This window comes from Amycolatopsis sp. NBC_00355 (genome assembly GCF_036104975.1).
Classification (GTDB): domain Bacteria; phylum Actinomycetota; class Actinomycetes; order Mycobacteriales; family Pseudonocardiaceae; genus Amycolatopsis.
The window spans coordinates 9,021,941-9,047,463 of sequence record NZ_CP107982.1; the positions used below are offsets into that span (position 1 = coordinate 9,021,941).

General features: G+C 70.3%; 31 protein-coding genes and 1 tRNA gene. 4 read left to right on the plus strand and 28 right to left on the minus strand.

What is annotated here, in order from left to right; all coding sequences use genetic code 11:
• Nucleotides 1-58: 58 nt before the first annotated feature.
• Nucleotides 59-2,854 (minus strand): pyruvate dehydrogenase (acetyl-transferring), homodimeric type, encoded by a 2,796-nt coding sequence (aceE, locus tag OHS18_RS41770; RefSeq protein ID WP_328443118.1) that lies wholly within the window; start codon nt 2,852-2,854, stop codon nt 59-61.
• A 418-nt stretch (nt 2,855-3,272) separates the two neighbouring features.
• Here aceE and OHS18_RS41775 point away from each other — a divergent pair, with 418 nt between their 5' ends.
• From OHS18_RS41775 to OHS18_RS41785, 3 genes are all read left to right on the plus strand, one after another.
• Nucleotides 3,273-3,704 carry a DUF3052 domain-containing protein gene (locus OHS18_RS41775; RefSeq protein ID WP_328443117.1) on the plus strand — a complete coding sequence of 144 codons (432 nt, stop codon included), beginning with the start codon at nt 3,273-3,275 and terminating at the stop codon, nt 3,702-3,704.
• A gap of 72 nt (nt 3,705-3,776) precedes the next feature.
• Nucleotides 3,777-4,238, plus strand: a complete 462-nt coding sequence (locus OHS18_RS41780; protein ID WP_328614507.1) for a peroxiredoxin — start codon at nt 3,777-3,779, stop codon at nt 4,236-4,238.
• A gap of 43 nt (nt 4,239-4,281) precedes the next feature.
• Nucleotides 4,282-4,356, plus strand: a tRNA-Val gene (locus OHS18_RS41785).
• 55 nt (nt 4,357-4,411) lie between these two features.
• Here the strand turns inward: OHS18_RS41785 and OHS18_RS41790 are convergent.
• The 4 genes from OHS18_RS41790 to OHS18_RS41805 all read right to left on the minus strand — a co-directional run bounded on the left by OHS18_RS41790 (nt 4,412) and on the right by OHS18_RS41805 (nt 7,985).
• Entirely contained in the window at nt 4,412-5,572 is a 1,161-nt protein-coding gene (locus OHS18_RS41790; RefSeq protein ID WP_328614508.1) for a tyrosine-type recombinase/integrase, read from the minus strand.
• Complete coding sequence (locus OHS18_RS41795) at nt 5,572-5,784, minus strand: helix-turn-helix domain-containing protein (protein ID WP_328614509.1); 213 nt, start codon at nt 5,782-5,784, stop codon at nt 5,572-5,574. Before OHS18_RS41795 ends, OHS18_RS41790 begins: the two co-directional genes overlap by 1 nt.
• 379 nt (nt 5,785-6,163) lie before the next feature.
• Nucleotides 6,164-7,753, minus strand: coding sequence for a hypothetical protein (locus OHS18_RS41800; RefSeq protein ID WP_328614510.1), 1,590 nt, complete (start codon nt 7,751-7,753; stop codon nt 6,164-6,166).
• Between the two features lie 55 nt (nt 7,754-7,808).
• Nucleotides 7,809-7,985 carry a hypothetical protein gene (locus OHS18_RS41805; protein ID WP_328614511.1) on the minus strand — a complete coding sequence of 59 codons (177 nt, stop codon included), beginning with the start codon at nt 7,983-7,985 and terminating at the stop codon, nt 7,809-7,811.
• Nucleotides 7,986-8,202: 217 nt separating this feature from the next.
• Between OHS18_RS41805 and OHS18_RS41810 the strand changes: the two genes are divergently transcribed.
• The gene (locus OHS18_RS41810; RefSeq protein WP_328614512.1) at nt 8,203-9,162 is read left to right on the plus strand and encodes a TRADD-N-associated membrane domain-containing protein; all 960 of its coding nucleotides are present in this window, start codon (nt 8,203-8,205) and stop codon (nt 9,160-9,162) included.
• Nucleotides 9,163-9,294: 132 nt separating this feature from the next.
• Here OHS18_RS41810 and OHS18_RS41815 read toward each other — a convergent pair whose 3' ends face one another.
• The 23 genes from OHS18_RS41815 to OHS18_RS41925 form a co-directional block, all read right to left on the minus strand.
• On the minus strand, nt 9,295-10,956 hold the full coding sequence (locus OHS18_RS41815) for a DNA cytosine methyltransferase (protein WP_328614513.1): 1,662 nt from the start codon (nt 10,954-10,956) through the stop codon (nt 9,295-9,297).
• The gene (locus OHS18_RS41820; protein ID WP_328614514.1) at nt 10,956-11,462 is read right to left on the minus strand and encodes an ATP-binding protein; all 507 of its coding nucleotides are present in this window, start codon (nt 11,460-11,462) and stop codon (nt 10,956-10,958) included. The genes OHS18_RS41815 and OHS18_RS41820 overlap by 1 nt, the downstream gene beginning before the upstream one ends.
• Nucleotides 11,459-11,827, minus strand: coding sequence for a hypothetical protein (locus tag OHS18_RS41825; RefSeq protein ID WP_328614515.1), 369 nt, complete (start codon nt 11,825-11,827; stop codon nt 11,459-11,461). Before OHS18_RS41825 ends, OHS18_RS41820 begins: the two co-directional genes overlap by 4 nt.
• Before the next feature lie 90 nt (nt 11,828-11,917).
• A complete protein-coding gene (locus OHS18_RS41830; RefSeq protein WP_328614516.1) occupies nt 11,918-12,217 on the minus strand; it encodes a hypothetical protein in 300 nt (99 codons plus the stop codon).
• A gap of 28 nt (nt 12,218-12,245) precedes the next feature.
• A complete protein-coding gene (locus tag OHS18_RS41835) occupies nt 12,246-13,031 on the minus strand; it encodes a hypothetical protein (protein ID WP_328614517.1) in 786 nt (261 codons plus the stop codon).
• A 22-nt stretch (nt 13,032-13,053) separates the two neighbouring features.
• Nucleotides 13,054-13,989 carry a bifunctional DNA primase/polymerase gene (locus tag OHS18_RS41840; protein WP_328614518.1) on the minus strand — a complete coding sequence of 312 codons (936 nt, stop codon included), beginning with the start codon at nt 13,987-13,989 and terminating at the stop codon, nt 13,054-13,056.
• A complete protein-coding gene (locus tag OHS18_RS41845) occupies nt 13,986-14,279 on the minus strand; it encodes a hypothetical protein (RefSeq protein WP_328614519.1) in 294 nt (97 codons plus the stop codon). Before OHS18_RS41845 ends, OHS18_RS41840 begins: the two co-directional genes overlap by 4 nt.
• A 25-nt stretch (nt 14,280-14,304) precedes the next feature.
• Entirely contained in the window at nt 14,305-14,967 is a 663-nt protein-coding gene (locus OHS18_RS41850) for a hypothetical protein (protein ID WP_328614520.1), read from the minus strand.
• A gap of 32 nt (nt 14,968-14,999) precedes the next feature.
• Nucleotides 15,000-15,650, minus strand: a complete 651-nt coding sequence (locus tag OHS18_RS41855; RefSeq protein WP_328614521.1) for an HNH endonuclease family protein — start codon at nt 15,648-15,650, stop codon at nt 15,000-15,002.
• A 100-nt stretch (nt 15,651-15,750) separates the two neighbouring features.
• Nucleotides 15,751-16,125, minus strand: a complete 375-nt coding sequence (locus OHS18_RS41860) for a hypothetical protein (protein WP_328614522.1) — start codon at nt 16,123-16,125, stop codon at nt 15,751-15,753.
• Nucleotides 16,126-16,265: 140 nt separating this feature from the next.
• Nucleotides 16,266-16,754 carry a hypothetical protein gene (locus OHS18_RS41865; RefSeq protein ID WP_328614523.1) on the minus strand — a complete coding sequence of 163 codons (489 nt, stop codon included), beginning with the start codon at nt 16,752-16,754 and terminating at the stop codon, nt 16,266-16,268.
• A gap of 250 nt (nt 16,755-17,004) precedes the next feature.
• Entirely contained in the window at nt 17,005-19,326 is a 2,322-nt protein-coding gene (locus OHS18_RS41870) for an FtsK/SpoIIIE domain-containing protein (protein WP_328614524.1), read from the minus strand.
• A 117-nt stretch (nt 19,327-19,443) separates the two neighbouring features.
• On the minus strand, nt 19,444-20,637 hold the full coding sequence (locus tag OHS18_RS41875; protein ID WP_328614525.1) for a conjugal transfer protein TraI: 1,194 nt from the start codon (nt 20,635-20,637) through the stop codon (nt 19,444-19,446).
• On the minus strand, nt 20,634-20,942 hold the full coding sequence (locus OHS18_RS41880; protein ID WP_328614526.1) for a conjugal transfer protein TraH: 309 nt from the start codon (nt 20,940-20,942) through the stop codon (nt 20,634-20,636). The genes OHS18_RS41875 and OHS18_RS41880 overlap by 4 nt, the downstream gene beginning before the upstream one ends.
• Nucleotides 20,939-21,244 carry a hypothetical protein gene (locus OHS18_RS41885; RefSeq protein WP_328614527.1) on the minus strand — a complete coding sequence of 102 codons (306 nt, stop codon included), beginning with the start codon at nt 21,242-21,244 and terminating at the stop codon, nt 20,939-20,941. Before OHS18_RS41885 ends, OHS18_RS41880 begins: the two co-directional genes overlap by 4 nt.
• The gene (locus OHS18_RS41890; protein WP_328614528.1) at nt 21,237-21,614 is read right to left on the minus strand and encodes a hypothetical protein; all 378 of its coding nucleotides are present in this window, start codon (nt 21,612-21,614) and stop codon (nt 21,237-21,239) included. Before OHS18_RS41890 ends, OHS18_RS41885 begins: the two co-directional genes overlap by 8 nt.
• Entirely contained in the window at nt 21,611-21,769 is a 159-nt protein-coding gene (locus OHS18_RS41895; protein WP_328614529.1) for a hypothetical protein, read from the minus strand. The genes OHS18_RS41890 and OHS18_RS41895 overlap by 4 nt, the downstream gene beginning before the upstream one ends.
• Before the next feature lie 2 nt (nt 21,770-21,771).
• Nucleotides 21,772-22,017 (minus strand): hypothetical protein, encoded by a 246-nt coding sequence (locus OHS18_RS41900; protein WP_328614530.1) that lies wholly within the window; start codon nt 22,015-22,017, stop codon nt 21,772-21,774.
• Nucleotides 22,018-22,089: 72 nt separating this feature from the next.
• On the minus strand, nt 22,090-22,959 hold the full coding sequence (locus OHS18_RS41905; RefSeq protein ID WP_328614531.1) for a hypothetical protein: 870 nt from the start codon (nt 22,957-22,959) through the stop codon (nt 22,090-22,092).
• The gene (locus OHS18_RS41910) at nt 22,956-23,579 is read right to left on the minus strand and encodes a hypothetical protein (protein ID WP_328614532.1); all 624 of its coding nucleotides are present in this window, start codon (nt 23,577-23,579) and stop codon (nt 22,956-22,958) included. The genes OHS18_RS41905 and OHS18_RS41910 overlap by 4 nt, the downstream gene beginning before the upstream one ends.
• A gap of 31 nt (nt 23,580-23,610) precedes the next feature.
• Nucleotides 23,611-24,012 (minus strand): SsgA family sporulation/cell division regulator, encoded by a 402-nt coding sequence (locus OHS18_RS41915; protein WP_328614533.1) that lies wholly within the window; start codon nt 24,010-24,012, stop codon nt 23,611-23,613.
• Entirely contained in the window at nt 24,009-24,545 is a 537-nt protein-coding gene (locus tag OHS18_RS41920; protein WP_328614534.1) for an NUDIX hydrolase, read from the minus strand. Before OHS18_RS41920 ends, OHS18_RS41915 begins: the two co-directional genes overlap by 4 nt.
• A gap of 209 nt (nt 24,546-24,754) precedes the next feature.
• The gene (locus tag OHS18_RS41925) at nt 24,755-25,450 is read right to left on the minus strand and encodes a hypothetical protein (protein WP_328614535.1); all 696 of its coding nucleotides are present in this window, start codon (nt 25,448-25,450) and stop codon (nt 24,755-24,757) included.
• Nucleotides 25,451-25,523 lie beyond the last annotated feature (73 nt).

Here is a 25,523-nt window from a genome sequence, read left to right on the forward strand (position 1 = left end):
CCGGCAGACATCTGATGTCTGCCGGGTCCCTTTCTAGCACTGCGTCTCTAGCACCAGGTCACGCGCTGCCGGAATCCGACGTCTGCGGCCCGGCGGCCGCGATGTCGTCGAGCCGGTACTTCGTGGCCGCTTCAAGGACCTTCGCCTGGTCGACCTCGCCGCGCTTGGCCAGGATCGACAGCGCGCCGACGGTGATCGACTCGGCGTCGACCAGGAACTTCCGCCGCGCCGCCGGCCGGGTGTCGGAGAACCCGAACCCGTCGGTGCCCAGCGTCAGCATGTCGGTCGGCACGTACGGGCGGATCAGGTCCGGCACCGCGCGCATCCAGTCCGACACCGCCACGACCGGGCCGTTCGTGCCCGAAAGCGCCTCGGTCACGTACGGCACGCGCGGCTCGCTGCCCGGGTAGAGCAGGTTGTCGTGGTCGATCTCCACGGCCTCGCGCCGCAGCTCGGTCCACGACGTCGCCGACCACACGGCCGCCCGCACGCCCCACTCCTCGGCGAGGAGCTTCTGCGCCTTCAGCGCGTCCGGCATCGTGACGCCCGAGACGAGGATCTGCACCTCGGCGCCGTCGCCCTCGGGGGCGTCGGCGTACTTGTACAGACCCTTCAGCAGGCCGTTGACGTCGAGGTTCTCCGGCTCGGCGGGCTGCTGGTACGGCTCGTTGTAGATCGTCATGTAGTAGAAGACGTTCTCGCCGTTGCCGTCCGGGCCGGTCTCGCCGTACATCCGGCGGAGGCCGTCCTTGACGATGTGCGCGATCTCGAACGACCACGACGGGTCGTACGCCACGGCCGCCGGGTTGGTCGACGCCAGCAGCAGCGAGTGCCCGTCGGCGTGCTGCAGGCCCTCACCGGTCAGCGTGGTGCGCCCGGCGGTGGCGCCGATGACGAACCCGCGGGCCATCTGGTCGGCGGCGGCGTACAGGCCGTCACCGGTCCGCTGGAACCCGAACATCGAGTAGAAGATGTAGATCGGGATCATCGGCTCGCCGTGCGTCGCGTACGACGTGCCGACGGCGGTGAACGACGCGGTCGAGCCCGCCTCGTTGATGCCCTCGTGCAGCAGCTGGCCCTTCTCGGACTCCTTGTAGGCCAGCATCAGGCTCGCGTCGACCGACGTGTACGTCTGGCCGTGCGGGTTGTAGATCTTGGCCGTCGGGAACATCGAGTCGAGGCCGAAGGTGCGGGCCTCGTCCGGGATGATCGGGACGACGCGCTTGCCGATCTCGGAGTCCTTCGCCAGCTCGCGGACCAGCCGGACGAACGCCATCGTCGTGGCGACCTCCTGCTTGCCGGAGCCCTTCCGGACGCCTTCGTAGACCTTGTCGCCGGGCAGCACGAGCGCCTTCGCCGACTTCGGGCGGCGTTCCGGCAGGAAGCCGCCGAGCGCCTTGCGCCGGCCGATCAGGTACTCGATCTCCGTCGAGTCCTTGCCCGGGTGGTAGTACGGCGGCAGCTTCGGGTCGCGCTCGAGCTCCTCGTCGCTGATCGGGATCCGCTGCGAGTCGCGGAACAGCTTGAGGTCGTCGAGGGTGAGCTTCTTCATCTGGTGCGTGGCGTTGCGGCCCTCGAACGCCGGGCCCAGGCCGTAGCCCTTGATCGTGTGGGCCAGGATCACCGTCGGCTGGCCGTGGTGCTCCAGCGCCGACTTGTACGCCGCGTACACCTTGCGGTAGTCGTGGCCGCCGCGCTTGAGGTTCCAGATGTCGGCGTCGGAGAGGTCCTTGACCAGGTCCTTCGTCCGCGGGTCGCGGCCGAAGAAGTGCTCCCGGACGAAGGCGCCGTCGTTGGCCTTGTACGTCTGGTAGTCGCCGTCCGGCGTCACGTTCATCAGGTTGACCAGGGCGCCGTCGCGGTCGGCGTGCAGCAGCGAGTCCCACTCGCGGCCCCAGATGACCTTGATGACGTTCCAGCCGGCGCCGCGGAAGTACGACTCCAGCTCCTGGATGATCTTGCCGTTGCCGCGCACCGGGCCGTCGAGCCGCTGCAGGTTGCAGTTGATCACGAAGGTCAGGTTGTCGAGGCCTTCGCCGGCCGCGATGTGGATCAGGCCGCGCGACTCCGCCTCGTCCATCTCGCCGTCGCCGAGGAACGCCCAGACGTGCTGGTCGTTGGTGTCCTTGATGCCGCGATCGCGCAGGTAGCGGTTGAACCGCGCCTGGTAGATGGCGTTCATCGGGCCGAGGCCCATCGACACCGTCGGGTTCTCCCAGAACTCCGGCATCAGCCGCGGGTGCGGGTACGACGGCAGGCCGCCGCCCTCACCGGCGTGCGAGTACTCCTGACGGAAGCCGTCGAGCTGCTGCTCGGACAGCCGGCCCTCGAGGAACGCGCGGGCGTAGATGCCGGGGGAGGCGTGCCCCTGGATGTAGATCTGGTCGCCGCCGCCGGAGTGGTCCTTGCCGCGGAAGAAGTGGTTGAACCCGACTTCGTAGAGCGCGGCGGAGGAGGCGTAGGTCGAGATGTGGCCGCCGACGCCCACGCCGGGGCGCTGCGCCCGGTGCACCATGATCGCGGCGTTCCACCGGATGTAGGCCCGGTAGCGCCGCTCGATCTCCTCGTCACCGGGGAACCACGGTTCGTTCTCGGTGGGGATGGTGTTGACGTAGTCCGTCGAGGTCAGCGCGGGCACACCGACGTTGCGTTCCCGGGCGCGCTCCAGGATGCGCAGCATCAGGTACCGGGCCCGCTGCTGGCCTCCCCTGGCCAGCGCCTCGTCGAAGGAGTCCAGCCACTCGGCGGTCTCCTCCGGGTCGATGTCGGGCAGGTGCGCAGCCAATCCGTCTCGGATTACGCGTACGCGTGCCGGGGTCTCCTTGCCGGAGGCGCCGTCGTTCTGCGGGGCCAAGGGGTCTCCTTGCGAAAAGTTGTAGCCGGTGGTGCTCGTACTCGGGGGTGTACGACTCTCCATCGTCGTCTTCCCTCCCGGCTTCCGCACTGCTACTAGGCGGTAACATCAGCCGACCCGATCGAGTCGCTCCCCGCGCGCGGTGTATCCGCGCGCGCGTTTTCTTCCTCATCACCCTAGGGGACGTCCTCCGGCGGGGTGGCAGACCGGTCCCCGAGGCACCCGAAACGCCGTCGCGGCGGGGGCCCGGCGGCCCGTATCCTGCGACACGAGTTGTCACAGATCCGGTGTGGACGGTTGCGCGCAGAGCCGCACCAGTGTTCGCTATCGGCAACCGGGTAGCCGAGTGTGGCGCAGCCGTACCCTCCACGAGGGTGCTAGAGCGCCACGCTCCGTCGTAGTTGGAGGAGTGAAAGCAGTGGTCGCCGCGGGAGACGCTGATCAGACCGGCGTCGCCGAGAGGCTCGGCATCAAGCCCGAGATGGTGGTCCAGGAGATCGGCTGGGACGAGGACGTCGACGACGCCCTCCGTGCGGCGATCGAGGAGCAGATCGGCGGGGACATCCTCGACGAGGAAGCCGACGAGGTCATCGACGTGGTGCTGCTGTGGTGGCGCCAGGACGACGGCGACCTCGGCGACGCGCTCATCGACGCCAGGGGCCCCCTGGAGGAAACCGGCGTGATCTGGGTCCTGACCCCGAAGACGGGACAGCCCGGGCACGTCGAGCCGAGTGAAATCGCCGAAGCGGTGCCGGTGGTGGGCCTGGCCCAGACCGCCAACATCAGCGTCGGCGCGAACTGGCTCGGCACGAGGCTGGTGTCCCCCAAGTCGAAGTCGAAACAGCGCTGAACCGGCCCCGCCCGGCTGACACGATAGGGTTGTCGTCGCAGGCACGTGTCCGTACGGGAGAGGAAACGCGGTATGACCGTCGAGGTCGGTTCTGAGGCCCCTGACTTCACGCTCAACGACTACAACAAGCAGCCGGTGCAGCTGTCGTCCTTCCGGGGCGACAAGCCGGTGCTGGTGGTCTTCTACCCGTTCGCGTTCAGCGGCATCTGCACGGGCGAGCTCTGCCAGCTCCGCGACGAGTTCGCCGACTACGACAACAAGGGTGTCCAGGTACTGGGCGTCTCGGTCGACACGCCGTTCTCGCTGAAGGCGTGGGCCGAGAAGGAGGGCTACCAGTTCCCGCTGCTGTCCGACTTCTGGCCGCACGGTGACGTGGCTCGCGCGTACGGCGTCTTCAACGAGCAGGCGGGTCTCGCGGTCCGCGGCACCTTCCTGGTCGACAAGGAAGGCGTGGTCCGCTTCGCCGAGGTGAACGCCCCGGGCGAGGCGCGCGACCAGCATGGCTGGAAGAAGGCCGTCGCCGAACTGGCGTGAGGCTTCCCGGCGGCGGTCCCCTTTCGGCGGGCCGCCGCCGTCCGGGCGCATAGCTCAGCGGAAGAGCACTCGGTTTACACCCGAGCGGTCGCAGGTTCGAACCCTGCTGCGCCCACCAGCGGAAACGGGGCCCCCAAGATCACTAGGGGCCCCGCTGACATCACCGATTGACATCAGTTGTCGTCCGCCAGCCGGTCCATCCGGGTGGCCATCCGCTGCTTGGCCTCGTCCAGGACATGCCCGTAGATGTTGGCCGTGGTCGCGATCGAGGCGTGCCCCAGCTGCTCCATCACCTCCCGGATCGTGGCGCCGTCCATCAGCAGCAGCGTGGCCGCCGTGTGACGCAGGTCATGTACCCGCGTCGGGTCGAGCCCGGCGCGACGCAACAGCCGGCGGAGCATCGTGTTGACGTTCCTCGGCTCGACCACACGCCCCGAACTCGTCACGAAGATCAGGTCGTCCGGCTGACCCGGCGCGAGGTTCAGCGTGGAGCTGAGCCGCTTGGCTGACTCCTCCCGGTGCCGGACCAGGGCGGCGATACACACCCGGCCGAGGTAGAGCGAACGGGTGGACTTCTTCGTCTTCGTCTTCCCGAACTCCAGCCGGCCGCGCACACGTTGCACGGTCCGCCGGACACGGAACGCGCCGGTCTCCATGTCGATGTCGGACCAGGCCAGGCCAAGTACCTCGCCCTTGCGCAGGCCGGTCGTGATCAGGATCAGCCACAGCGCGTAGAGCCAGTGCGCCGACGCCGTCTTCACGAACGCCTTCGCCTGCGCCTCTGACAGCGGCTCCACCTCGAACTCGCCGCGCGAGGGCGTCTCGACCAGGCGGGCGACGTTGCGGCCGATCAGTTCCTCGCGCACGGCGTTGCTCAGCGCGCTGCGCAGGGTCTCGAACACGTTTTGGACGTACCGGTCCGAGAGCGGCTTGCCGAGGACGGTCTGCTCCTTCCGCAGCTTCGCCACGAGCCCCCGAACATGGGCCGGGGTCAACGCATTGAGCCGCTTCGTGCCCAGGTGCTTCTTGATGTAGCGGCGGACGACGATCTCGTACCCGGAGTAGGTCGACGGCCCGCGGTCGACCTTGATGATCTCTTCCAGCCAGTAGTCGAGGTAGTCCCCGAGCTTCATGTTCGAGGAGATCGACGGAACGCCCTTGCGGTTGTTGTCGAGCATCTCGACCCGCTTGGCGTTGACCTCATCCCAGGTCTTCCCGTAGACGAACCTGCGTTTGCGGTCGCCGGTCGTCGTCAGGACGTAAACAGCGGCCTGGTAGCGGCCGTCAGCCCGTTTGACGATGGTTCCGAGACCATTTGCTGCACGACGTGGCATCAGGCAGCCTCCCCTTCCTGCAGCAGGGCGTGGACATAGCTGTCGATCGCGGCGCGCGGGACTCGCCGCGCGCCGAAGATCTTCACGGACTTCAGCTCGCCAGAGCTGATCAGGTCGTAGACGCGCGTCCTCCCGATGCAGAGCAACCGGGCGGCTTCCTCGACTCGCACTACGACCGTGTCGTTCTCGGTGGGCTTGGTCTCGGCATTCATGGGGGTAGGCCTTTCTGGTCGCGGTGCATGACTGATCGCCCGCGTCCCAAGGGGGCGGGTTCATCACGTTGAGTGCCTGCCGGGTTGGGCAGGCTGGCAGAGAGGACGGGGGCTCAGGCGTGGGAGGCCGGAACCAAACACCGCAACACCGCAAACACCGCAAAAGTTGCTCTGACCTGGGGATCTATCTGCGGTGTTTGAGGTTGACAGCCCGAGGTCTAAACACCGCAAACACCGCAACTTGCGGTGTTTGCGGTGTTTGGTGACTCCTGGTCTAAGGGCAAACACCGCAACTTCCGTGAACCTGTTTTCACTGCTCAGAGCTACTTTTCAGGACCAGTTGCGGTGTTTGCGGTGTTTGCGGTGTTTGTTTGAGAAGTCAGCTCGAATCGGTGCCGCGTTCGACCGTGTAGAGCTTCATCTTGGTGTGCGAGTCGACTTCGCTGCGTAACACCAGGTCGCCACGCCAGCGGTCCTTCTGCCCTGCCAGCCTCTTTCCCAGCGACTTCGGGGTCAGGGGCTTGCCTGCGGCAGTGGTCGGGAACGTCCCCTTCCATCGATCAGGTGCGCCGTACTCGGGTTCCGCATCGGCGCGCAACTGCTGCGCGGACAACGGCTCACCGCCGTAGAGGTCGCGCCAGGTGGCCAGAAACGCGTACCACTCCGCGTGGTCCTCATCCAGGCCGCGCCCTGCATCGGCGTTGGCCAGGAACCCGGTCACGCCGTGATGGGCGAGAAACCCACCGAGGTACTGGGCCCAGCGGGTGAACTGCCGCATCTGCGGGACATTTGTGGCGATCGGCGCGCCATTGGCCGTCCAGTCGAGCACCAGCGTGAGGACGTGGCGGAGCACCGTGGCCCGGTTGACCGGGTCGAGAATCCAGGAGTCGAGGTTGGGGATGGTGAAGCCGGTGCGGGCTTCCGGGCGAGGGCAGTTCGGATCGAGCCGCACCCACACTGTGCGCGAGGCCATGTCGCCGCCGGTGCGCAGATTGTTGCCGGTGGCCAGCCACAGCCGGTCGTTGGCGAAGTTGCTCGATACGTTCGTGCCCAGCCGCCGGTCCGACCACGTCCGTTCGGTGACCAGCCGTGCCAGCACGGCCGAGTTGACCGTCTCGCCTTCGGTGAGGTTGTCGAACACCACCACGCCCACCGAATCCGACAGCACCGTGGTGATCGACTTGCGCAGTTCCTCGTCCGAGTCGGTCCAGGTCAGCACCCGCTGCCCGACCAGCAGCCCGACGCACCCGGCGAGGATCGTCTTGCCGGAGCCGGGCATGGACGCCTCGATCATCCCGAACGGGGACAGCGCGTTGGTGAACGGCCGGATCAGCGGGGTCACGAGCAGCGCCAGGTAGTTCGCGCGGTCGGCCGGCGAGCGCCACGGGAAGTCGTGCAGGAACCGTTCCAGCAGGAACTCCCGGGCCGCGGTGACCTGCTCCGGCGTGGGCTTGTCCGGGATGGGGTCGAGGTGGCCGTTGGCGGTGAGGTAGAAGCCGGTGGCCGGGTCGTAGCCGGGGGTTTGCAGCAGCGTCCCGTCCGGGCGCAGCACCGGGGTGGAGATGATCCGTCGCAGCACGGGCAGACCCGGCCACGATCGGCCGGCGAGGACAGCTCCGAGGACGTTGGTGGGCGGTGAGATTTCCACGTCGTAGGTGTCGCCTTTCTCGTTGACCTTGTTCTGGATCACGTCGGTGTGGGTGGCCAGCAAGTTGGCCAGTAGAGCGGGTTTGAGCACCGAGGCGGCCACGGGCAGCGCGACGTCGTCGTCTCCGGCGGTGGGGTCGGCCGCGCCGGAGACCTGCTCGACGACGACGGGTGCGCCGTCGGCGACGTAGGTGTCGGGGATGATGCGGCCGTCGAGCGCGGCGGTCAGGACCCGGATGGTTTCCGGTGCGGCGCCGGTGCGCAGCCGGGACCGGCCGCCGGGTCCGACCGACCACAGGCGTGAGGTGTTCGTGCTGGCCATGGCGTTACCTCCATCGTGCGTGTGGTGCAGGCGGCGCCGAAACCGCGCCGCGCGTTCACGCGGTGGGCTCCAGCCGCTTGCCGGTGAACGTCTCGATCAGGGCCGAGCCGAGGACTTCGGCCATAGCCGGCGGGACGGCGTTGCCCCAGCCGTGGGCCTGCTTGTGCTTGGAGCAGGCCACTGTGTTGCCCAGTGGCCACGGCGACCGGGCTGGTGCGGGTGTGCTGGACATGGCGTTCTCCCGTCATGCGGCATTGCTTGCCTTGTGAAGCCGCGTACTGCGCAGCGAGGTGCGACGTCGTCGTCCCCAAGGTTCGGAAAGAGGGCGCCCGGCGCTGTACGGCGCCATGGCCGTATGGCGCGGTCTGCCAGGGTGACAAAATCGATTGGTCATTTGATCGTTATGAACCTCTAGTAACGGTCCAAGGGTTCATCGCGACAGCCTTGATATGACCGGTGAGCAACAGGATACAAAAGGGAGTGATGCGCGAAAGGCGATGCGCGCAGAACCAAAGACGCAGTCCAAATTTCGGCTTGGCGCCGCCATAGTCTCATTCATCGCATTAATTGCTGGATCGGCGTTCGTATACGCCATCACAAGCTTTCCGCTTACAGATGCAGGCTCCTTTGTCAGCCTGGCCCTTGGGGTTCTAGCGGTGGCGTCAACAGCCGTTGGAACATTTATTCTATTCGACAGAGGAACGAGAGGTTACGACGAGCAAGTTGATACCGAGCGCGAACGCCTGAAAGCTGTCACGTCGGACGCCGTCAAATCGACCGGAATAGGGTACCGAGAGCTACTTGAGCGATATCAGAAGATTGCCGAAGACGCGGAAGCAAGTACGCTGTCTACGACAACTCGTGAAACGCGTCCTTCTGGCGAGCCGCGACTAGATGTCAATTCTAGGGTTTCTCGTCTAGAGTCAGACTTGCAAGGCGCTCGTTTTACTAACCTGCTCATCGAGTACTACGCGCACGGCCTAGTTGAAGCTCGGAGCAGTTCAACAAATAGCCGCCGGTCTTCGTGGCTGGGCATGCTCGTGATCGCAATCGGCGTTATTCTGGCAATACTGTCCGGCGCCACTAGGCTTGTCGGAAACGGGGTCCAGATCTCTCTGATCGTCAGTGGGTCAGGCGTGATTACCAATGCGGTTGGAATTCTATTTCACCGACAAGCAAACAAGGCTCTGGCGCATATGGAAAAGCAGACTTCAAGACTGCAGACTGACATGTGGTCAGATCAAGATCGCCGTGTCGCAATCGACCTGATCGGCAAGATTTCCACTCAAAGCCTTCGCGACCAGCTCTTGGCTGGACTTGTACTTGAACTGTCGCATGCGAAACTTCCTTCAATACAGGGCATGCATCAAACTAATGATAACCAAACTCCCCCTCGTCCGACAAGTTGACGATGTGCAATATTGCTATTTGAATTTGACTCTCAGGATTCGCACTCGCGCCTCGTCCGGGGGCGTGTGCCGTGTCCGCGCACTCAGTGGTTTCAGACTACGCGGCAGGAATGGCGAAGCGGGGCAAAACGGTCACGCCGCGGCACGACGCCGGCGAGTGCGTTCCAGTGAGGCGACCGCTGCGCCCACGAGCCATTCGGCGGCCGGTGGGGTGACGCCGTTGCCGAGCTGGCGGACCTGCTCCCGCTTGCTACCGGTGACGACGTAGTCCGGGGTGAACGCCATCGCGGCTTGCACCTCACGAACGGAAAGCATCCGGAACGTGCAGTCCTCCACCGCCGGGGGGACCTCGGGCCAGCCCACGAGCGACTGGTGCCCGGCCGTGGTCAGCGTGCGGGCGGGTTCGGTCGCGGGCGTGCACATCTGGCCGGGGTTGCCGCGGGCGGTGTTGTGCCGCACGAGCATGTGGTGGTTGCCCGACGCGCACACCGTCGCCAGCGGCTCGGCCACGTCGCGGGCGTCGGAGCCTCCGCCGCGCAGTTCGGCGATGAACGCCAGCCCGGCGGTGTCGACCGTGGTCATTGTCGGCATCGGCGAGGCCGCCGGCCGCGCCACCCCGGTGCGGTAGTACGGGACCACCAGCGCCGTCTCGTGCCGCGCGGTCTGGGTGCGCAGTGGGTCACCGGTGCTTGAGGCGTGCTTGCCGTCGCGGCCCTCCAGCGGGACCAGCAGCCCTTCCCACTCGCTGGTGGTGCGGGTCCGGAACGGGTCGGCGACCGGGCGGGCGTCCTCGTTGCGGGTTCCACCGCTGGGCACCAGCAGCGCCCGGGTGTGCGAAGTCGTCAGGGTCGCTGTCGGCCAGTCGGCCGGCCAGGCCCTCGCGTAGCCGGAGCCCGGGCGGACGAAGGTGTTGCCGGTGGCCTCGAACGTCATCGGCCGCGCGTAGCGCTCCAGCCCGGCCCGGATGCGCTCGATAGTCTTCTCCGACAGTGGCTTGTCGCGGTCGCCGATGCGCTGGCCGAGGTGCGACCAGTCGATCACCGACGCCGCGGGCAGCGCGTAGGGCTCGACGATCGTGTTGCGGCACCGGCTGTTCGGGCAGCGGTAGAGGTACTGCTGGCGGTAGCGGCCCACGGTGCGGCCGGGCTTCCACCACTGCACCGCGGCCACCTCGACCTCGCACTCCGGGCACCACGCGGCCGGGCGGATGTCGAGGTCGGGCGCGATGTTGCCCTTGCGCCAGAACACCACGTACATCCGGTCGCGGGACTGCGGTGCGCGCGGGGCGGCGATCGCCGGGGCGTGCATGGAGTTGAGCGAGACGATCCGGTGGTCGTAGCCGAACGCGTCCATCGACGCCAGCCACGCGGTGAACGGCGGCCACTTCGCCGCGTCGACCACGTTCTCGACGATCACGATCTCGTGCCGGTGGGCTTCGGCGAAGCGCGGCACGTCCCACATCGTCGCCCGGGAGCGTTCCGCGACGTGGTCGGGCACCTGGTCGTCGCCGAACAGGACGCCTTGGTGGTCGTTCTTGGTCCGGGCGCGGCCTTTGGCGATGGAGTGGTTGGTGCACTCCGGGGAGGCCCAGAGGATGTCGGTGCGGCGGTAGCGGCGGGGTTCGACCTGGGAGATGTCGGCGCAGTCGTGGTCGCAGCCGGGGAAGTTGAGCTGGTGGGTTTCGATGGCGCGCGGGCTGTGGTTGGCGGCCATGACCAGCTCGACGCCGGGCACGGCGGTGGCTCCGAGACCGGATCCGCCGGCGCCGCAGAACAAGTCGGTGACGGTGTACATCAGCAGATCTCCCAGGTGAGCGTGGATGTGGTGTCGACCTCGGTGACGGCGCGGAACCCTTCGGCCCGCAGGACGGCCGGGGTGAGTGCATCGACGCGGTGCCAGTACTCCCGCACGACCGGTGCGGGCACCGGCCGGGATCGGCCGGCGTTGCGGGCCAGGGCGACGTCGAGCGGTGCGCGCACGATCACCGCGTCGGCCGCGACGCGGTGGTGGCCGGCGAGGTCGAGCCAGGTGCCGCGTTCCCGCGCGGTGGTGGCGGTGGCGTCGATCGTGACGTCGTGTCCGGCGGCCAGCAGCGCGTCCGCGATGGCGTGCACGGCCCGGACCGCGGCCGGTGTGGCGGCCGGGTCGTGCTCGTGGCGGCCGAGGACGGCGCGGGCCCGGTCGAGCGACAGCCGCACCCCGAACCCGCCGTACGCCAGCTGGCGGTCGCAGTAGGTGGACTTCCCACAGCCGGGCCCGCCGACCATCACCCGCAGCACCGGCACTCGAGCGCGCCTCACGCGGCCACGCCCCGGCCGGTGCGGCGTTCGATCGCCTCGGCCCAGCACACCGCGGTGGCGGCGACCTGGACCAGCTCGTCGGCCAGCCTGGCGTCGTCGTGTTCGGCGAAGGCTTCGTAGACCTCTTCGCGCAGGATGTGCAGCCAGGTGAGGCGCCCTTCGGCGCGGGCCATCTCGGTGGTGAACCGCGCGGTGTGGGCGGCGGTGACGGCGCGGCGCAGCAGCCCGGTCAGCTCGACGTCGGGGCCGGTGCCGTCGGGGTGGTTCTGCTCGCCCCACAGCGCGTCCTGGCGGGCGCGTTCGGCGGCGACCCTGGCCAGCACGGCGGCGGTGTGCGGCGAGACGATCGGCTCGGTGGTAGTCATGGCATTGACTCGCTTTCGGGAGGCGGGCACGAGAAGGGCCGGGCACGCGTGGTGCCCGGCCCTTTCTCGTGTCCTCTGTGGTCGGTGACGTCAGGCGGCCTGTCCGGCGGCGGTGGCGGTGTTGTAGAGCGACCAGCAGTCCTCGCAGTCGCACAGCCGGCCGATCCCGGGGCCGTCGAGGGTGCCGGGCTCGATCAGGACCGGGTCGAGCGTCGCCAGCGCGGTCGGGCTGGCCGCCCGCCAGGTCGGGATGACCTCGGGAGCGCCGGGGTCGACGTCGGCGCAGGCACAGCCGGCCGCGATACAGGGCCGGGTGTCGTCCTTGGTGGGGAAGTCGGTGTGGAAGCTGTCCAGGTGCCCGCAGGCACAGCGGTGCACGATGGCGGCCATCGGCTCTCCTCCTCGGTGTCCTTTGTGGTCAGTGGTGGTCGCGGGTGCAGCCGGGACAGGTCCAGTGGTGGCGGTCGTGGGCGAGCCAGCCGTCTTCGGCCGCGACCTTGCTCAGCTCGGTGCGGGTGTCGACGGCGGTCCCGTCGTGCTCGCCGACGGTGTCGGCGTACCAGGCGTGCCCGTCGGTGCAGCCGTGCGCGGCGCACTGCAGTGCCCAGCCCGGCGAGGTCTGGTCCCGGCGGATCACCGCGTCGGGGTTCATCCAGTCGTACGGCGGGTCGGGCCAGGTGCAGACCATCCCGGCCACCGCCTCCACCGACTGCCACGCCTCGTACGACGCCTCGGTCGGGTTCCCGGTGACCCACACCCGCCACCGCGGCGGAACCTGCACCCACGACGTCCGGGCGAACACCAGCGGGCGGCGGTCGAGCTGCGCGTGCTCCATCGCGATCCGCAGCTGGTATCCCACGCGGCGGGTCGTGTCGTCGGCGCGGATCTGCTCGTAGGGGCGGGTCCAGTCGACGGCCGCGCCGCGCAGCCACACCGCGGCCTCGCGGGTGTAGGGCAGCGACGCCGGAAAGGTCAGCGACAGCCCCGAACCGGTGTGGGTCAGCGTCCACCGGCCGGTGTAGCGCAGCGGCCTGCCCGACACGGCAGGGGTCAGGGCCAGCCCGGGCACGATGGTGGCTTCGCCGGTCATCGGCACGGAGCCGTCGGAGAACGCGAGCGACCCGGCGGTCAGCGCGGTCGCGGCGTCCGGCATCGGGTCGGGGTTGGGGTGTGCGTCGTGGTGGCGGTCGAGGGTGGCGGTCATGGCACTCGATTCCTTCCTGCGGTCAGGCGGCCCGGCGGGTGCCGGATCGCGGCTTGGCGCGGCGCGGGTTGTCCGCACCTGCTCGCATCGCGGTGTCGATCACCCCGTCGTCCTTGACCCACGAGTCGGGGGTGTTCCAGGTGGCGACCGCGGCCCGCAGTTCGGTGCGGGCGTAGGTCTCGTCCAGCAGCCCGGCGCCGACCAGCTGGCCCAGCGCGTAGGCGGCGGTCGAGAGAACCCGGTTGCGGGTCCCTGATCGCGCCGACACGACGCGGTCGACCTCGCCGCGCACCGCCGCTGAGATGTAGGCGTCCGGGGCGGCTACGGCCTTCTCACGTCGCCCTGACACGGCCGTGGGCGCACGTTCGACGTTGGCCTGGACCAACCACGCCGCCAGCTGCGTCGGGTCGGTGTCGTCGAACAGCTCGTACGCGCCGTCGGCGCGCACCGACCCCGGCGCGAGGGCGTAGCCGCCCCAGCCGCGGGTGTCGACGTGACCCGCGATGTGCTTGACCGTGGACGCCAGCCGGCACCCCGGCGGCGTCTGGAACCACAGTTGCCGGCCGGTGCTCGGAGTCGTCGTGGTCCAGGTGTCGGGCAGCGGGCCGCCCCGGCGGGCAGCCAGCTCCTGCAGCTCGGCCCAGCCGTCGGGACCGGCGGGTTCGTCGGGCTTGCGGACGTCGCAGTCGACGACGTGCAGCCCGGACTTACCGGGGAACACCGCGACGTTGTACGGCGCGCGCGACCACACCCGGGCGATCACCTCCGGGTCGGTGGTGGCCAGCGACTCCGGCGTGACGTGCCCCGCGGCGCACGGGCCCCGGCCGGCGCAGTTGTCCTTGGTGTGCCAGGCGGGCGGCCACTTGCGGCCGGGCATGATCGGGAACACCGCCCACCCTCTGCCAGCCATCTCCAGGGCCACCGCCTCCAATCGGGCGCGTTGCGCCTCACTCGTCATGCGCCGATCTCCTTTCGCCAGTCGGGCCGGGGATCCCAGGCCGCGACGTCGTGCAGGTGCGCCCCGAACGCCCGCGCCAGCCGCCCGGCCAGCCGGTCCACATCCGACGGCGGTTGACCCCCCGCGCGCAGCAGCGCCACAAGCGCGGGATAGGTGGCCGAGGCGTAGAACTCCTGGCGGTTCCACGCCCCGGCGACCGCGCGCCCGGCGCGGCGGGCTGTGGTGGCGTCGGTGTTGTCGTGCTCGGTCAGCCACGCGGTGATCTCGGCCGCGCGGTACTTCTCCGCCATCGCCGGTCACCGCCTGGATGCGGGGTTAGGAGAGGTGGGCGGTGTGCTCGATGGGCTGGCGCAGCACATAGGTGCGGTCGTGGGCCAGGTCGGCCACGATCAGCCGCATCTGCCCGAACGAGAACGCGACGTCCGCCACCGCGTCGAGGTCGGCCGCCGCGACGCTGAGCAGGGTGGCGGGTTCGTCGTGGGTGCGGACGCCGTGGCCGAGGTGGCGGGCGGAGAACAGCCAGCCGGAACGCAGCTGGTACTCGGTGACGCCGTGGTGGGCGAGCCCGTCGTGCACGTCCAGGACGCTGTAGGAGGTGGCGCCGCGGAAGTAGCGCTCCCGCAACCCCATCAGCACGATCACCCCGGCCGCGGTGCCGTCGACTCCGACGGCTGCGCCGGCGGCGGTGCCGAAGCCCATGCGGTATTCCCAGCCGTGCGCGTCGGCCAGGGCGCGGGCGGCGTCGGCGCAGTCGGCGGTGGCCGGGGTGCCGTGGGTGATGCTCGGGTCCCGGGTGAGGATCACCTCGTTGACGCCCTCGCGGTCGTCGTCGACCAGCGCCGACACCGGGACTTGCGCCGTGGCGGCGTTGGTGAGTGCGTCCGCCACGGAGTCGTGCGTCGTGCCGTGCGGCGGCTGCAGCGCGGCGAACCACAGACCGGGCGCGGACGCGACTTCGGTGTACATGCGGGGATTCATCGGGCCGCCCTTTCAGGACAGAATCGGGGTGGTCAGCAGCGGTTGAGCACGGACGTGATGGCGGCGCGTTCGGCCCGGTCGAGCGTCATGCCGTAGCGGTGTTTCACCGTGACCCAGCGGGCGACGTATCCGCAGTGGTCGAGGGCGGGCAGCCAGCGGGCGGGGTCCTGGTCGCCCTTGCTGCGGTTGGACGTCGCGGTGACCGCGACCAGCACGGCCGGGTCGTTGGCGTAGCGCTCCCGCTGCGCCCGGGACCAGCCGCGGGTGCCGGACCGCGCGGCCTCGGCCAGCGGCACCGCGTGGTCGATGTCCAGCACGCCCGGCGTCGTGACCGTGACCCCGTCGTACGGGGACACCCACGTGCCGCCCGTGATCCGGCAGCCCGCGCCGGTGGTGACGCCTGCGCCTTGGGTGCGCAGCGCGTTCTCCCGGGCGTCGCAGCCACCGCCGACCTGGTCCCAGTGCGGCCAGTCGGCGCGGCGGTAGTGGTTGCCGGTGTCCTCGGCCGCCACCCGCAGCGCGGCCAGGTCGCGGCGCGCCACGCCGACGTCGGCCCGCGTCGCCGGATGGTCGCCGACGGCGGCGACCGTGGTCCCGCCGCCGACAGTCGCGCCGTGGCATCCGGCCGGGGTCGCGGCGACGGCGGCGGTGAGGACGAGCGCGGCGACCGCGCGGTTGATCATCACTTGGTTCCAGCTTTCTGCGCGGCTTCGCGCTGCCTGCGCTGGGCTTCTTCCTGCTGGCGCTGCAGTTCGTCGTGCCAGGCGCCGGAGTCGTTGGAGGTCATGCCGCCACCGCCATCGCGGGCACCGTGGCGCGGGTGCCGGTGATGGTCCGGGCGAGCGCCTGGTCCTCGGCTCGCCAGATGACGACCGGGAACGCGCCGTCCTCGGTCGGCCCGGCCGGGCGGGTCACCGAGTGGCCGGGGGCTGCAGGGTGGGTGTAGGCGAACCAGCGCAGCCGGAACGTGCGCGCGTCGTGCCGGGTCGGGACCAGCCCGCCGGGGGCGGCGTCGCGGATCATGTCGAGCGCGGCGGCCGGGCGGGTGATGCCGACCGCGAGGATCGCGCCGTCCAGCGCGGTCAGCACGGCCGGGCTGTGCACCCGCAGGCACGCGTACAGGTCGGTGGTCGAGAGGTCGGGCGGAGACAGGAACATGGCGAAGCTCCTTTGTGGTCGGTCGGGGTGGTGGGCGTCGCCGGACCGGCAGGGCATGACAAGCGCCGGCCACCGGTCCGGCGGCCGTTTCGGGTACTGCAGTTGCTGGGTCCTCGCCGGGCGTCGGCCGGCGGGCGGGGCTAGTTGAAGTGGCTGCCCGGCAAGGTGCCGGTGCGCAGCAGGTGGCCGACGTAGCGCTCGATGCGCGACCAGTTGGCCCGCACCAGCTTCTGCGCTTCGCGCTCGTACCAGCCGCCGCTGCGCGAGCCGTGGCGGCGCATCCGGCGGAACTCGGCCCAGTCCGCGCGCGCACCGTTGCGGGCCCAGGACTGCGCTGCGGAGCGAGACATGCCGTGGTGGCGGTGGGCCCACTCGGCTCCGGCCGCCCACCCGGCCAGCGTCATCACCAGAGCGCCATCGACGGCGGACCGGTCGGTGGTGTCGATCTCGGCGTGCACGACCTGTCCGCCAGTGCGGGTCAGGCGCACCTGTTGCACGGTGATCCCGGCGGCGGCGCAGCCGATCGCGTGACCGACCTCGTGCGCGGCCACCGCGCGCATCGCCTCGGTCTCCCGCCGCTCGCGTTCGGCGCGGCGCTCGCGGGTGTCGGGCGAGCTGAACAAACCCATGACAACCTCCAGGGTTGTAACCGTGTGTGACATATCTGCTGTGCGGCGAGCAGCGCGAAGCCAAGGGCGTGGCAAGTGCGCGGCCGAGGGTGTCGGTCGCCGGGAAGTGCATATGCACTTCCCGGCGCACTTGCCCGACGCCCTGGGCTTGACCTGCGAATTCAACGCGTGAAGGGCATGAAGTGCGCGAAGTGCGTCGGCTTGCGGCAGCCGCGAAAACGGCTGTTTTTCGCCTGAAGGCGGGTGTGGGTTACGCGCCCTCGGTGGTGCCGCGGTCGGCGACGGCGTCGGCCACGTATCGAGCACTGACAGTGACGATCCCGTCCTTGCGGCGGACCGGGCAGCCCTCGTTTTCCAGCAGTTCCTTCACGGCCTTGCCGGTCAGGTCGGCGTAGGCCGTGTAGCCCGGAGCGAGCTTGCGCAGCAAAGCCGCGACATCGGTGGCCTTGAGGTCGCGGCCGGCCAGAACCTCGGCCACGTCGTCGAGCACATCCCGAACCTCAGGAGCGGCTTCGACCTGCGGTTTTCCGGCCGTTGCGCCGCCGCGGATGGCGACGGCGCGTTCAATCACCTTGGCGGCGTCGTCACCGTCGATGAAGTGCGTGCGCACGGTCATCGACGACTGGCCGGCCGGGAGCGGAACCCCTTCCCCGGACACCACCAACGTGCCTTTGTCCAGGCCAGAGCGCAGTTCGTGCGGCGCCGCGCCCCCGTCGACCGCCTTGTCCCCGACCGCCATCCGCGACTGCGACTCGGTACCCAGCGCCAGTGCGGCCCGGATGTGGGCGCCTTCGCGGACCAGCTTCGGCAGGTTCTGGTCGGTCGGGTCCTGGGTTCCCTGCCACAGCACCACATTCACCGCCCGGCCCTGATTCTGGATCTTGCGGGCGGCCATGAAGTACCGGGACTCGTTGGTCTGCCCGCCGTAGGGCTTCTTCGTGTCGTCCTTGGCCGGGTTCATGAAAGCGTTCTGCGCCTCGTCGACCAGGATCACGATCGGTTCGAACGGGCCGCCGCGCTTGGCCAGCTCGCGGGGGACGCCGTTGCGGTACTTGTCGCCGTCGAAGGCCAGCAGCCGCTTCTCCATCTCCTCGACACCCCATTCCAGCAGCTCAGTGGCCCGAATGCAGTGGGAATCGGTGGGGCCTTCGATCAGGGTTTCGGCGACCGGCTTGAACATTCGCCAGTCGCCGATGCCCTTGAGGTCGGCGATGTGCAGCTGCACTGACGGGTCCAGGACCAGCCACAACGCCAAAGCGCGCAGCGACGCCGTCTTGCCCTGCTTGGACAGGCCGGTCATCAGCAGGTGGCACTGCAGCAGGAACATCAGCACCGCGTCCCCGCGCAGGTCTACGCCCCACGGGGCCCGGCCGTTGTAGAGGTCGGCGGCGGTGGTCGGGTCCGTGACCAGCGGCGACGGCCCGATCGGCTTGTCCAGCTCACCGGAGTCCGCGGCCCAGACCCGGATCGTGCGCGGGGACGGCGGGGTGGACAGGAACACCTCGTGCTCGTGGCGGCCCATGTTCTCCGCCAGCTTCCGGCGCTTGCGCTTGACCTCCTCGGTGTCCACACCGGACGGGAGATGGACGTCGAACTCCACCCCGCAGCCGGCCAGCCGGATCGGACCGAGCATCGCGGCGCCGCCGTCCTCCATCAGCTCGATCTTGCGGCGCAGCTCGGAAATCCGCAGGTCACGCAAGGCGGTGACGACAATCGACGGGGTGATGATGACGTCGTCGACCAGCCGCGCCGAGGCCGGGCGGAACAGCTGCGGGACCGCCTGCGAGGTCCGGCCGAGGTTCCACAGCCAGGTCAGCACGCCCGCGGTCCCGGCGACGGCGAGGAACACGCCGTAGGTGACCAGGAACCACACGCAGAACGCGATCGCGTCGATCACCCCGATCAGCGGGTCCAGCACCCCGCCCTTGCCCCCGATCCACAGGATCATCCCCAGGACCAGCAGCAGCACCGCCACCGACACGGTGGTCAGGGCGACGGCCTTGGCCAGCTGCCACGGGGAGCGGATCCAGTCCATCGACCGGTCGTGGCGACGTTGCTTCTCGGCCACGTCGCGGGCCTCCCACTCGGCCAGCTTCTCGTGGTCCCCGGCGATCTCCGCCGCGCGCATCATCCGCTCGTAGCGGCTGGACCCGTGCGTGTCGCGCCACCGCTTGCACGCCGCCGCGGCCCCGAGCGTCGGGTAGACCAGCACGTTGCGGCCGACGAACTTGAGGGTGGACACGGTCCGGTCGTGGGTGACCGCGGTTTTCGCGGTCGTGCCGACCCACATCATCTGTTTGCGGTACTCGGCCAGGCGCCAGTCCCGCTGCGCTTTCTGGTCGGTGTAGAGGCGCCATTCCTCGTCGGAGACGATCACGCCTTCGACGACGTGGGGGCCGGACTCGACCGCGTCCGGTCCGGTGGACTGGTGCTGGTCGGGGCGGGAACGCAGCGGGTGGACGGTGGCCAGTTCCCCCGCCGACCCGGCGGACTCGACACGGGCGGACTCGCTGGACTCGGGGCGGGTGCCGGGGGCGGTGGTCGTGTGGTCGTCGTGGTCGGTGGGGTTCATCGTGGTGATGCCCTTTCGTGCGTGGACTGGCGCAGCACGCGGGCAGGACCGAACCCACCGACATACCCGGGTCTCCGGGGCAAGGTGGGTCCGACCCTGCCCGGGATGCGGGTGGGTCTAGTCGCGCCCGCCGCTCTGGCGGTCGCCGATGTACTGGTCGCGCAACTTCGTGGCCGGGCCCTTGCCGCACTTGAGGGTGCGGCGGATGGACTCGGCATTGGTCGGGTCGAACCCGGCGGGCCGGTTCTGGACCGCCGCAGTGAACTCCTCGCGCAGCTGCTCGGCGCTGCGTCGCTTGGGCTCCGGGATCGTCGTGCGCGCCGACCGGCGGACCGGAGGCGTCCGGCGGGCCGGGGCCGGCCGGGTACCCGCGGCCGTCGCGGTGGTGCTCGCCGATGCCACGTCGGCCACGGCCGAGGTGGTCGTGGCGGTGACCGGTTCAGGCGATGCGGACGCCACCGCGGGCTGGCTACGATCCCGGCCGGCGGCCCCGGCCCGGTCCTCCCCCCTCGCCGCGGCCGGGGCCGCCGCCGCAGTGGCGCCGGGCAGGGCGAGCCCGGCGAACGCGGACAGCAGCCGCGGCAGGCACCGCACGACCGCGACGGCGACGACCGGGCCGAGCAGGTGCAGCACCAGGCTCGACACCGTGAAGTCGGCAGCGACGCCGGGCAGGTGCGGCCAGGCGTTCATCCCCAGCGTCAGGCCGAGGAACACCCACTCCGTGCGGTCGACCGCCTTGTCGTGCAGCGGCTGGCCGCGGGTGGTCAGATACGCCCGGCCGGCCACCACCATCAGCAGCGCCAGCGAGCAGAACGGCTCGGCCAGCCACGCGAACCACCACCGCGGGCTGCCCGCCGGGGCGCCCTCGGCCGCGAACGCCTGCACCCCGGCCGTCGACCAGCCCAGCGCCAGCGTCAACGACACCAGCGCCACCCCCAGCACCAGCCGCCGCACCCGGGCGTCGCGGTAGGCCAGCACCCGCGGGTCGCGGTCGAGGCGCCACAGCGCGGCGGCCTGCTCGACCGCCTTGCGTCGCGAGCGGACCTTGTCGGTGGTGACCTCGAACGGCGCGGTGTCGGTCTCCAAGACCATCAGGCGGTGCGCCTCGGCGTGCTCGGCCACCCGGCGCCGCACCCGTCGGGTCATGCCCTCCCCCTCGTCCGGCTCCGGGCCGTCCTCGAGTTCGTCGTTCTCCCCCGCCGGCACGTGGGCCGGGGTCGGGGCGGTGGTGGCGAGGTGGTGTTCCAGGGCGGCCAGCCCGCGGGAGAACTCCCCGCCGTCGTCGTCGTGGTCGCTGGTGGTGGTGCTCATGCCTTGGCCTCCTTCCGGTTGGTGTCCTGCGGCACGCCCGTCTCGGGGGCGGTGGCGGTGCTCAGCTGGCGCGCGGGCGGCGGCGTGGTCACCACGGCCTGCCGGGCGGTGCGGGTGGTGCGGTGCAGCCGGATTTCGTTGGCCGCCCACAGCGCAGCCGCCAGGCCGGAGATCAGGTCGAACCACGGCCACCACACCGCCCCGGCGACCAGCGGCACGCCGACCCCCGCCAGCTCGACCGCGTGGCTTCCCGCCCACGCCACGGCCGTTTCCTGACGGGTCCGGCAGCGTTCGTCTCGGCTCATCCCCGCGGCACCTCCCTGGTCTCGGTGATCGAGCCGTCAGGCAGCTCGACGGTGAACGTCGTCCGGCCCGTGGTGATCGCCATCAGGTCGAGCGCGCCCGCACCGACCGAGGGCAGCAGCACGCCGGCCAGCGCGGCCAGCCACCACTGCGGGGTCCAGGTCCCGAACCCGATCCGGTTGGCCAGCAGCAGCAGGCCGATCCAGACGAGTCCGGCGATCACGTCGGACAGCGCGCTGCGCAGATGCTCGTTGCGGGCGTGGCGGATGGCGACGCGGGCGGCGGGGTGGTTGATGTCAGGCATGTGCGTGCTCCCAGTGCGTGCGGGGTCCCGGCGGGCCGTGGCCGGCCATCGGGCTGGTGGTGGGTTCGAAGTGGTGCGCGTCGTAGTCGTGGGCGTTGTGGGCGTCGAAGTAGTGGTTCACCCGCCCCGTCGGCGGGGTCAGCACCGCGGTGGTGGCGTAGCGGTCGGCGCGGGCCATGGCCCAGGTCAGGATCCGCACCACCAGCACCAGCGCAGCTCGGGTCAGGTGCAACCCGAGCCACAACGCGAGGGCGGCGAAGACCTTGCACAGCGCCCAGGTGCCGTTGCGCTCGACCAGGCGGCGCAGCAGCAGCACCGTTTCCGCCGCGGTGTCCGGGATCGGGTTCGGGTTGTCCGATGTGGGTGTCACGGCTGCACCTCGCGGGCCTGCGCGGCGCCCTCGCGCCAGTAGCGGCTGACGGTGCGGTAGTGGCCGGCCGCGTGCGGGAATTCCGTGGCCATCTCGGCGGCGCGGTCGGCCCAGTCGTCCATGGTCTCGGCCGGGGTCCGGTTGTCGTCGGTCATGCTCAGCACTCCTCACTGGCCGGGTCGACGCCCGGCCGGTCGGCGGCCGTCTCCGGGACGGCCGTGGCGGTGTCGGTGGTGTAGAGAAACCGCCACACGGCTTGCTGCAGCTCCACGAAGTCGTCCCCCGACGTGATCTTCGGGTAGCCGTGGCGGTGCAGGACGTCGGCGAGGTCGAGGACCAGACCGAAGGTGAACCGGGCGTCCTCGGCAGGGGCAGGAATCGGGTAGCGGCGGTCGTGGCTCATCGCGCGGGTGTCCTTTCCCGACAGTGGCGTGTGACGGCGGGTGGATTGGCGGGCGGCGTGGCCGTCGGCTCGCTAGACCTGCCGCATCTTGGCGGCGGCGTCCTCAAGGGCTTTTTGCACGGTCACGAGCAACCTGGTCAGGTCGGCGATGCCGCTGCGGGCGTTCTGGATCGCGCCCCCGACGGCCTGCGCGGACTCACCTTCGGAAAGCGCCGTCGCCGCCTGCTGCGCGAGCAAGCCCAGCTCGGTGTCCGCGTGAGTCAGGCCGCTGGCGGCGCCCTGGATGTGCTCGCCGTGGCTCATCTCTTCGAGCTGACCGGCGAGCTCGGCGTTGGTTGCCATGGGTGTTCCTCCTGTGGTCGGCGTGGACGGTGCGGGTTGCGGCGGTTGAGCTTCAGGGCGGATGCGGTCGCGGTAGCCGCTGCGGGCGAGGATCAGCCGGACGAAGTGCAGCAGCACCGACTGGCGGGCGTGGTTGTCGAATTCCTTTTCCCACCAACGGGTATCGCCGCGGGTGTCCTCGCCGGCCTGCAGGATGTCGGCGGCGAAGTCCGAGCCGCGTACGGTGCGCATCCGGATGTCGGCGACGTCGTCGCGGGCTAGATACAGCCCGCGCACCTGCTCGACGCTGCGGTGGCCGAAGATGTCGAGGATCTTGCCCGCCGGCGTCATGACGGCGACGTGGCAGGGCACGAAGGCGCCGTCACCGGGACTGCGGCGCCTGATGTCGACGAGATCCCAGCCGGTCATCGAATGCACGGCCCCGGCCAGGAACCAGCAGAACCCGTTGCCGAAGAACTCGACGGCGTCGGCATCGATCGTCCCGGCCGTGAGGGTGAAGTGCCTGCGGCCGCTCGTGGCGGCCCTGGCCATGCTCACCTCGCGCTGTCCGGCGAAGTCCTGCCGCAGATCCGTCCGGGGCAAGGACTCCACCGGGCTCACGGGGCCGGGAAGGCGGGAGCGCGGTTACCGAACACCGCGGCGACGCGCAGCCCGGCCGCGATGTCGTCGGCCAGCTCGACCGCGCGGGCCGGGTAGCCGTGCGCGGCCAGGTGCCGGCCCAGCGCGTCGACCACGGCGGCGCGCTCGGCCGGGGCCGGGTAGTGCGGGTAGTGGTTCATCAGGTCGGCGACGTAGCCGGTTTCCAGCTCGAACCCGCCCGGCCGGTAGGGCTGGCGGGAGGCGATGGCCTCTTCGGCGGTGGCGATCATCCCGGCGACCTCGCCGGCCAGCTGGTGCGCGGACACCCCGTCCTGCCAGCGCTGCGGCTGGGTCGGGTGCACCGCGGGGAACAGCGCCGCGAGGTGGTTTTCCTCGGCCGCCAGCACATACAGCAGCCGCATCCGATCATCGGGGCACTGCGCCTCGGGCAGCAGCCGCACCAGCCGCCGGGTGCTCTGCCCGGCCTGGTGGTAGGCGCCGCTGGCGATCTGGTTGGCCATCCGGACCGTTGTCGTGGTCACCGACAGCGTGGCGTTGAAGGACGTCCAGTCGTAGGGCTCGTCATCCGTGACGGCGACGGTGGCCGGGCTCGTGGTCGCGGTCGTGGTCGTGAGGGACATCGGCAAGCACTTCCCTTACAGGGGGCGGGTTTCAGGCGGCGGCGCCGGTCGCGTCGTCGTCGGCCAGACGGGTCCACTCGTGGTCCCAGTCGATGCCCTCGGCCTCCCGGCCGTCCGGGATCAGGGCGTAGGAGGCCTCCAGCAGCGAGGCCACGGTGTCGCGGGCCACCGGCAGTCGAACCGCGCCCGACGGCGAACTCAGCAGCACGTTCAGCAGGCCCGCGCTGCCGCCGGTGTCGGGCATGACCTGCACGTCACCGTCCCCGGCGGGTTCGGTCAGCCCGACACGGAGCAGATCGCGGGCGAAGATCCACCGCTGCCCGTCCAGGTGCAGGGTGACCGCCCACGGGTCGGCGGTGCGGTACTCCCAGCAGCCTTCGAGCGTCGCCCGGCCGTAAAGCCACACAGAGAACGGAAACCGGATCTGTGTCACGACTCCTCCCACAAGCCCAGCTCGGTTCCGAGGGTGCGGCGCAGGTCGAACAGGACGATCGCGGCGGAGAGGATGCGGTCGTGGTCGAACGCGAACCCGCCCGCGCGGGCCACGCGCACCGCGACCCGCAGTGGCATCCAGTCCGCCGCCGCCGCGTCGTCGGCGGCGACCGGGGTCGGTGCCTCGTCCGGCAGGAGGGCCGCGTAGGCGACCGTCACGTACCGGCCCCGGGCGGCGCGGCCGGGAGCGTCGAAAACCCCGACCTGGTGCACCGCGGTACCGGCGGGCACGGTGACGCCGGTTTCCTCGGCCAGCTCCCGCACCGCCGCCTCCCGCGCGGTCTCGCCGGGGTCGACGTGCCCGCCGGGGAGGGCGAGTTTGCCCTTGTGCGGGTTCCCGCCGCGCTGGATCACCAGCACGTGCCACACCCCGCCGCGCAGGGCGAAGGTGACCATGTCCGCGGCGTAGAACACCGGGGCCCGGTCATCGAAGCGGGCGGCGATCTTCGCGGCGAGTGAGCCGATCAGCGACATGACGTGTCGTCCTTTCCGGACAGTCGAGGTGGGCAGACGGGGGTGCGGTCACCGGTTGGGCTGGTTGGCCTCGCGGCGCGCCTTCTCGATGGCTTCCTGCTGGCGCTGCAGCTCGCGGTGCCAGGCGCCGGAGTCGTTCTGAGCCATGACGGGTCCTTTCTCGACGAAGGGAAGTGCTGGCAGATAGGGGGTTGCGGACCGGGGTGGGGTCAGGCGGCGAGAGTGACCGGCTGCGGACCGGTCACCAGGGCGGTGACGTAGGCGACGAACGAGCGGTCCGCGCACGGGTGGGCGGCGTCGGTCTGCGGGTCCCGCAGCGTGGTGCGCAGCCACAGCGTCAGCCGCGCCACCGACCAGCCCTGATGGCGGCGCTTGGCGATCGCGGCCACCAAGGCCTCCAGGAACACCGCCCGCACCCGGGGTGCCCGGACCGCGGCGCGGGCCACGATCGGGCTCAGCGGCGCCACGTTGGACAGCGGCGCCCGGGTCGGCGCCGGCACCCGCACCGTGGCCAGCTCGACCTGAGCGGCGGCCAGCAGCCGGACCTGGGACGCGACGTCGCGGTAGATCCCGGCGCGGGCCCGCATCACGGCGTCCGTGGTGCGGGTGGTGAGGGTGCGGGCGTTGGCGGCGAGCAGGCCGGCCAGCTGCTCGAACCGGCGTGCCACCGCCACCGCGGCTTCCCGCTCCGGCAGCGCCACGACCAGCGGGTTGCCTGCGGCCTGGTCCAGCTCGGCCTGCGCCAGCAGCTGCAGCTGGGCCGCGACGTCGCGGTAGACGGTGGCGCGGGTGGCCACCACGGTCTCCGGCAGCCCGGCGGTGGAGAGCAGGGTGGCGTTGCGGGTCAGGGTGTCCGCCAGGGTGCGGAACCGGTCGGCGATCGCGGCGTTCGGGGTGCGGGTCATGATCGGTCCTTTCGTGCAGGCCGAGGCGGGACCGGGCATGGCGGTCCCCTGGTGCGAATGCGGGAATTGCGAA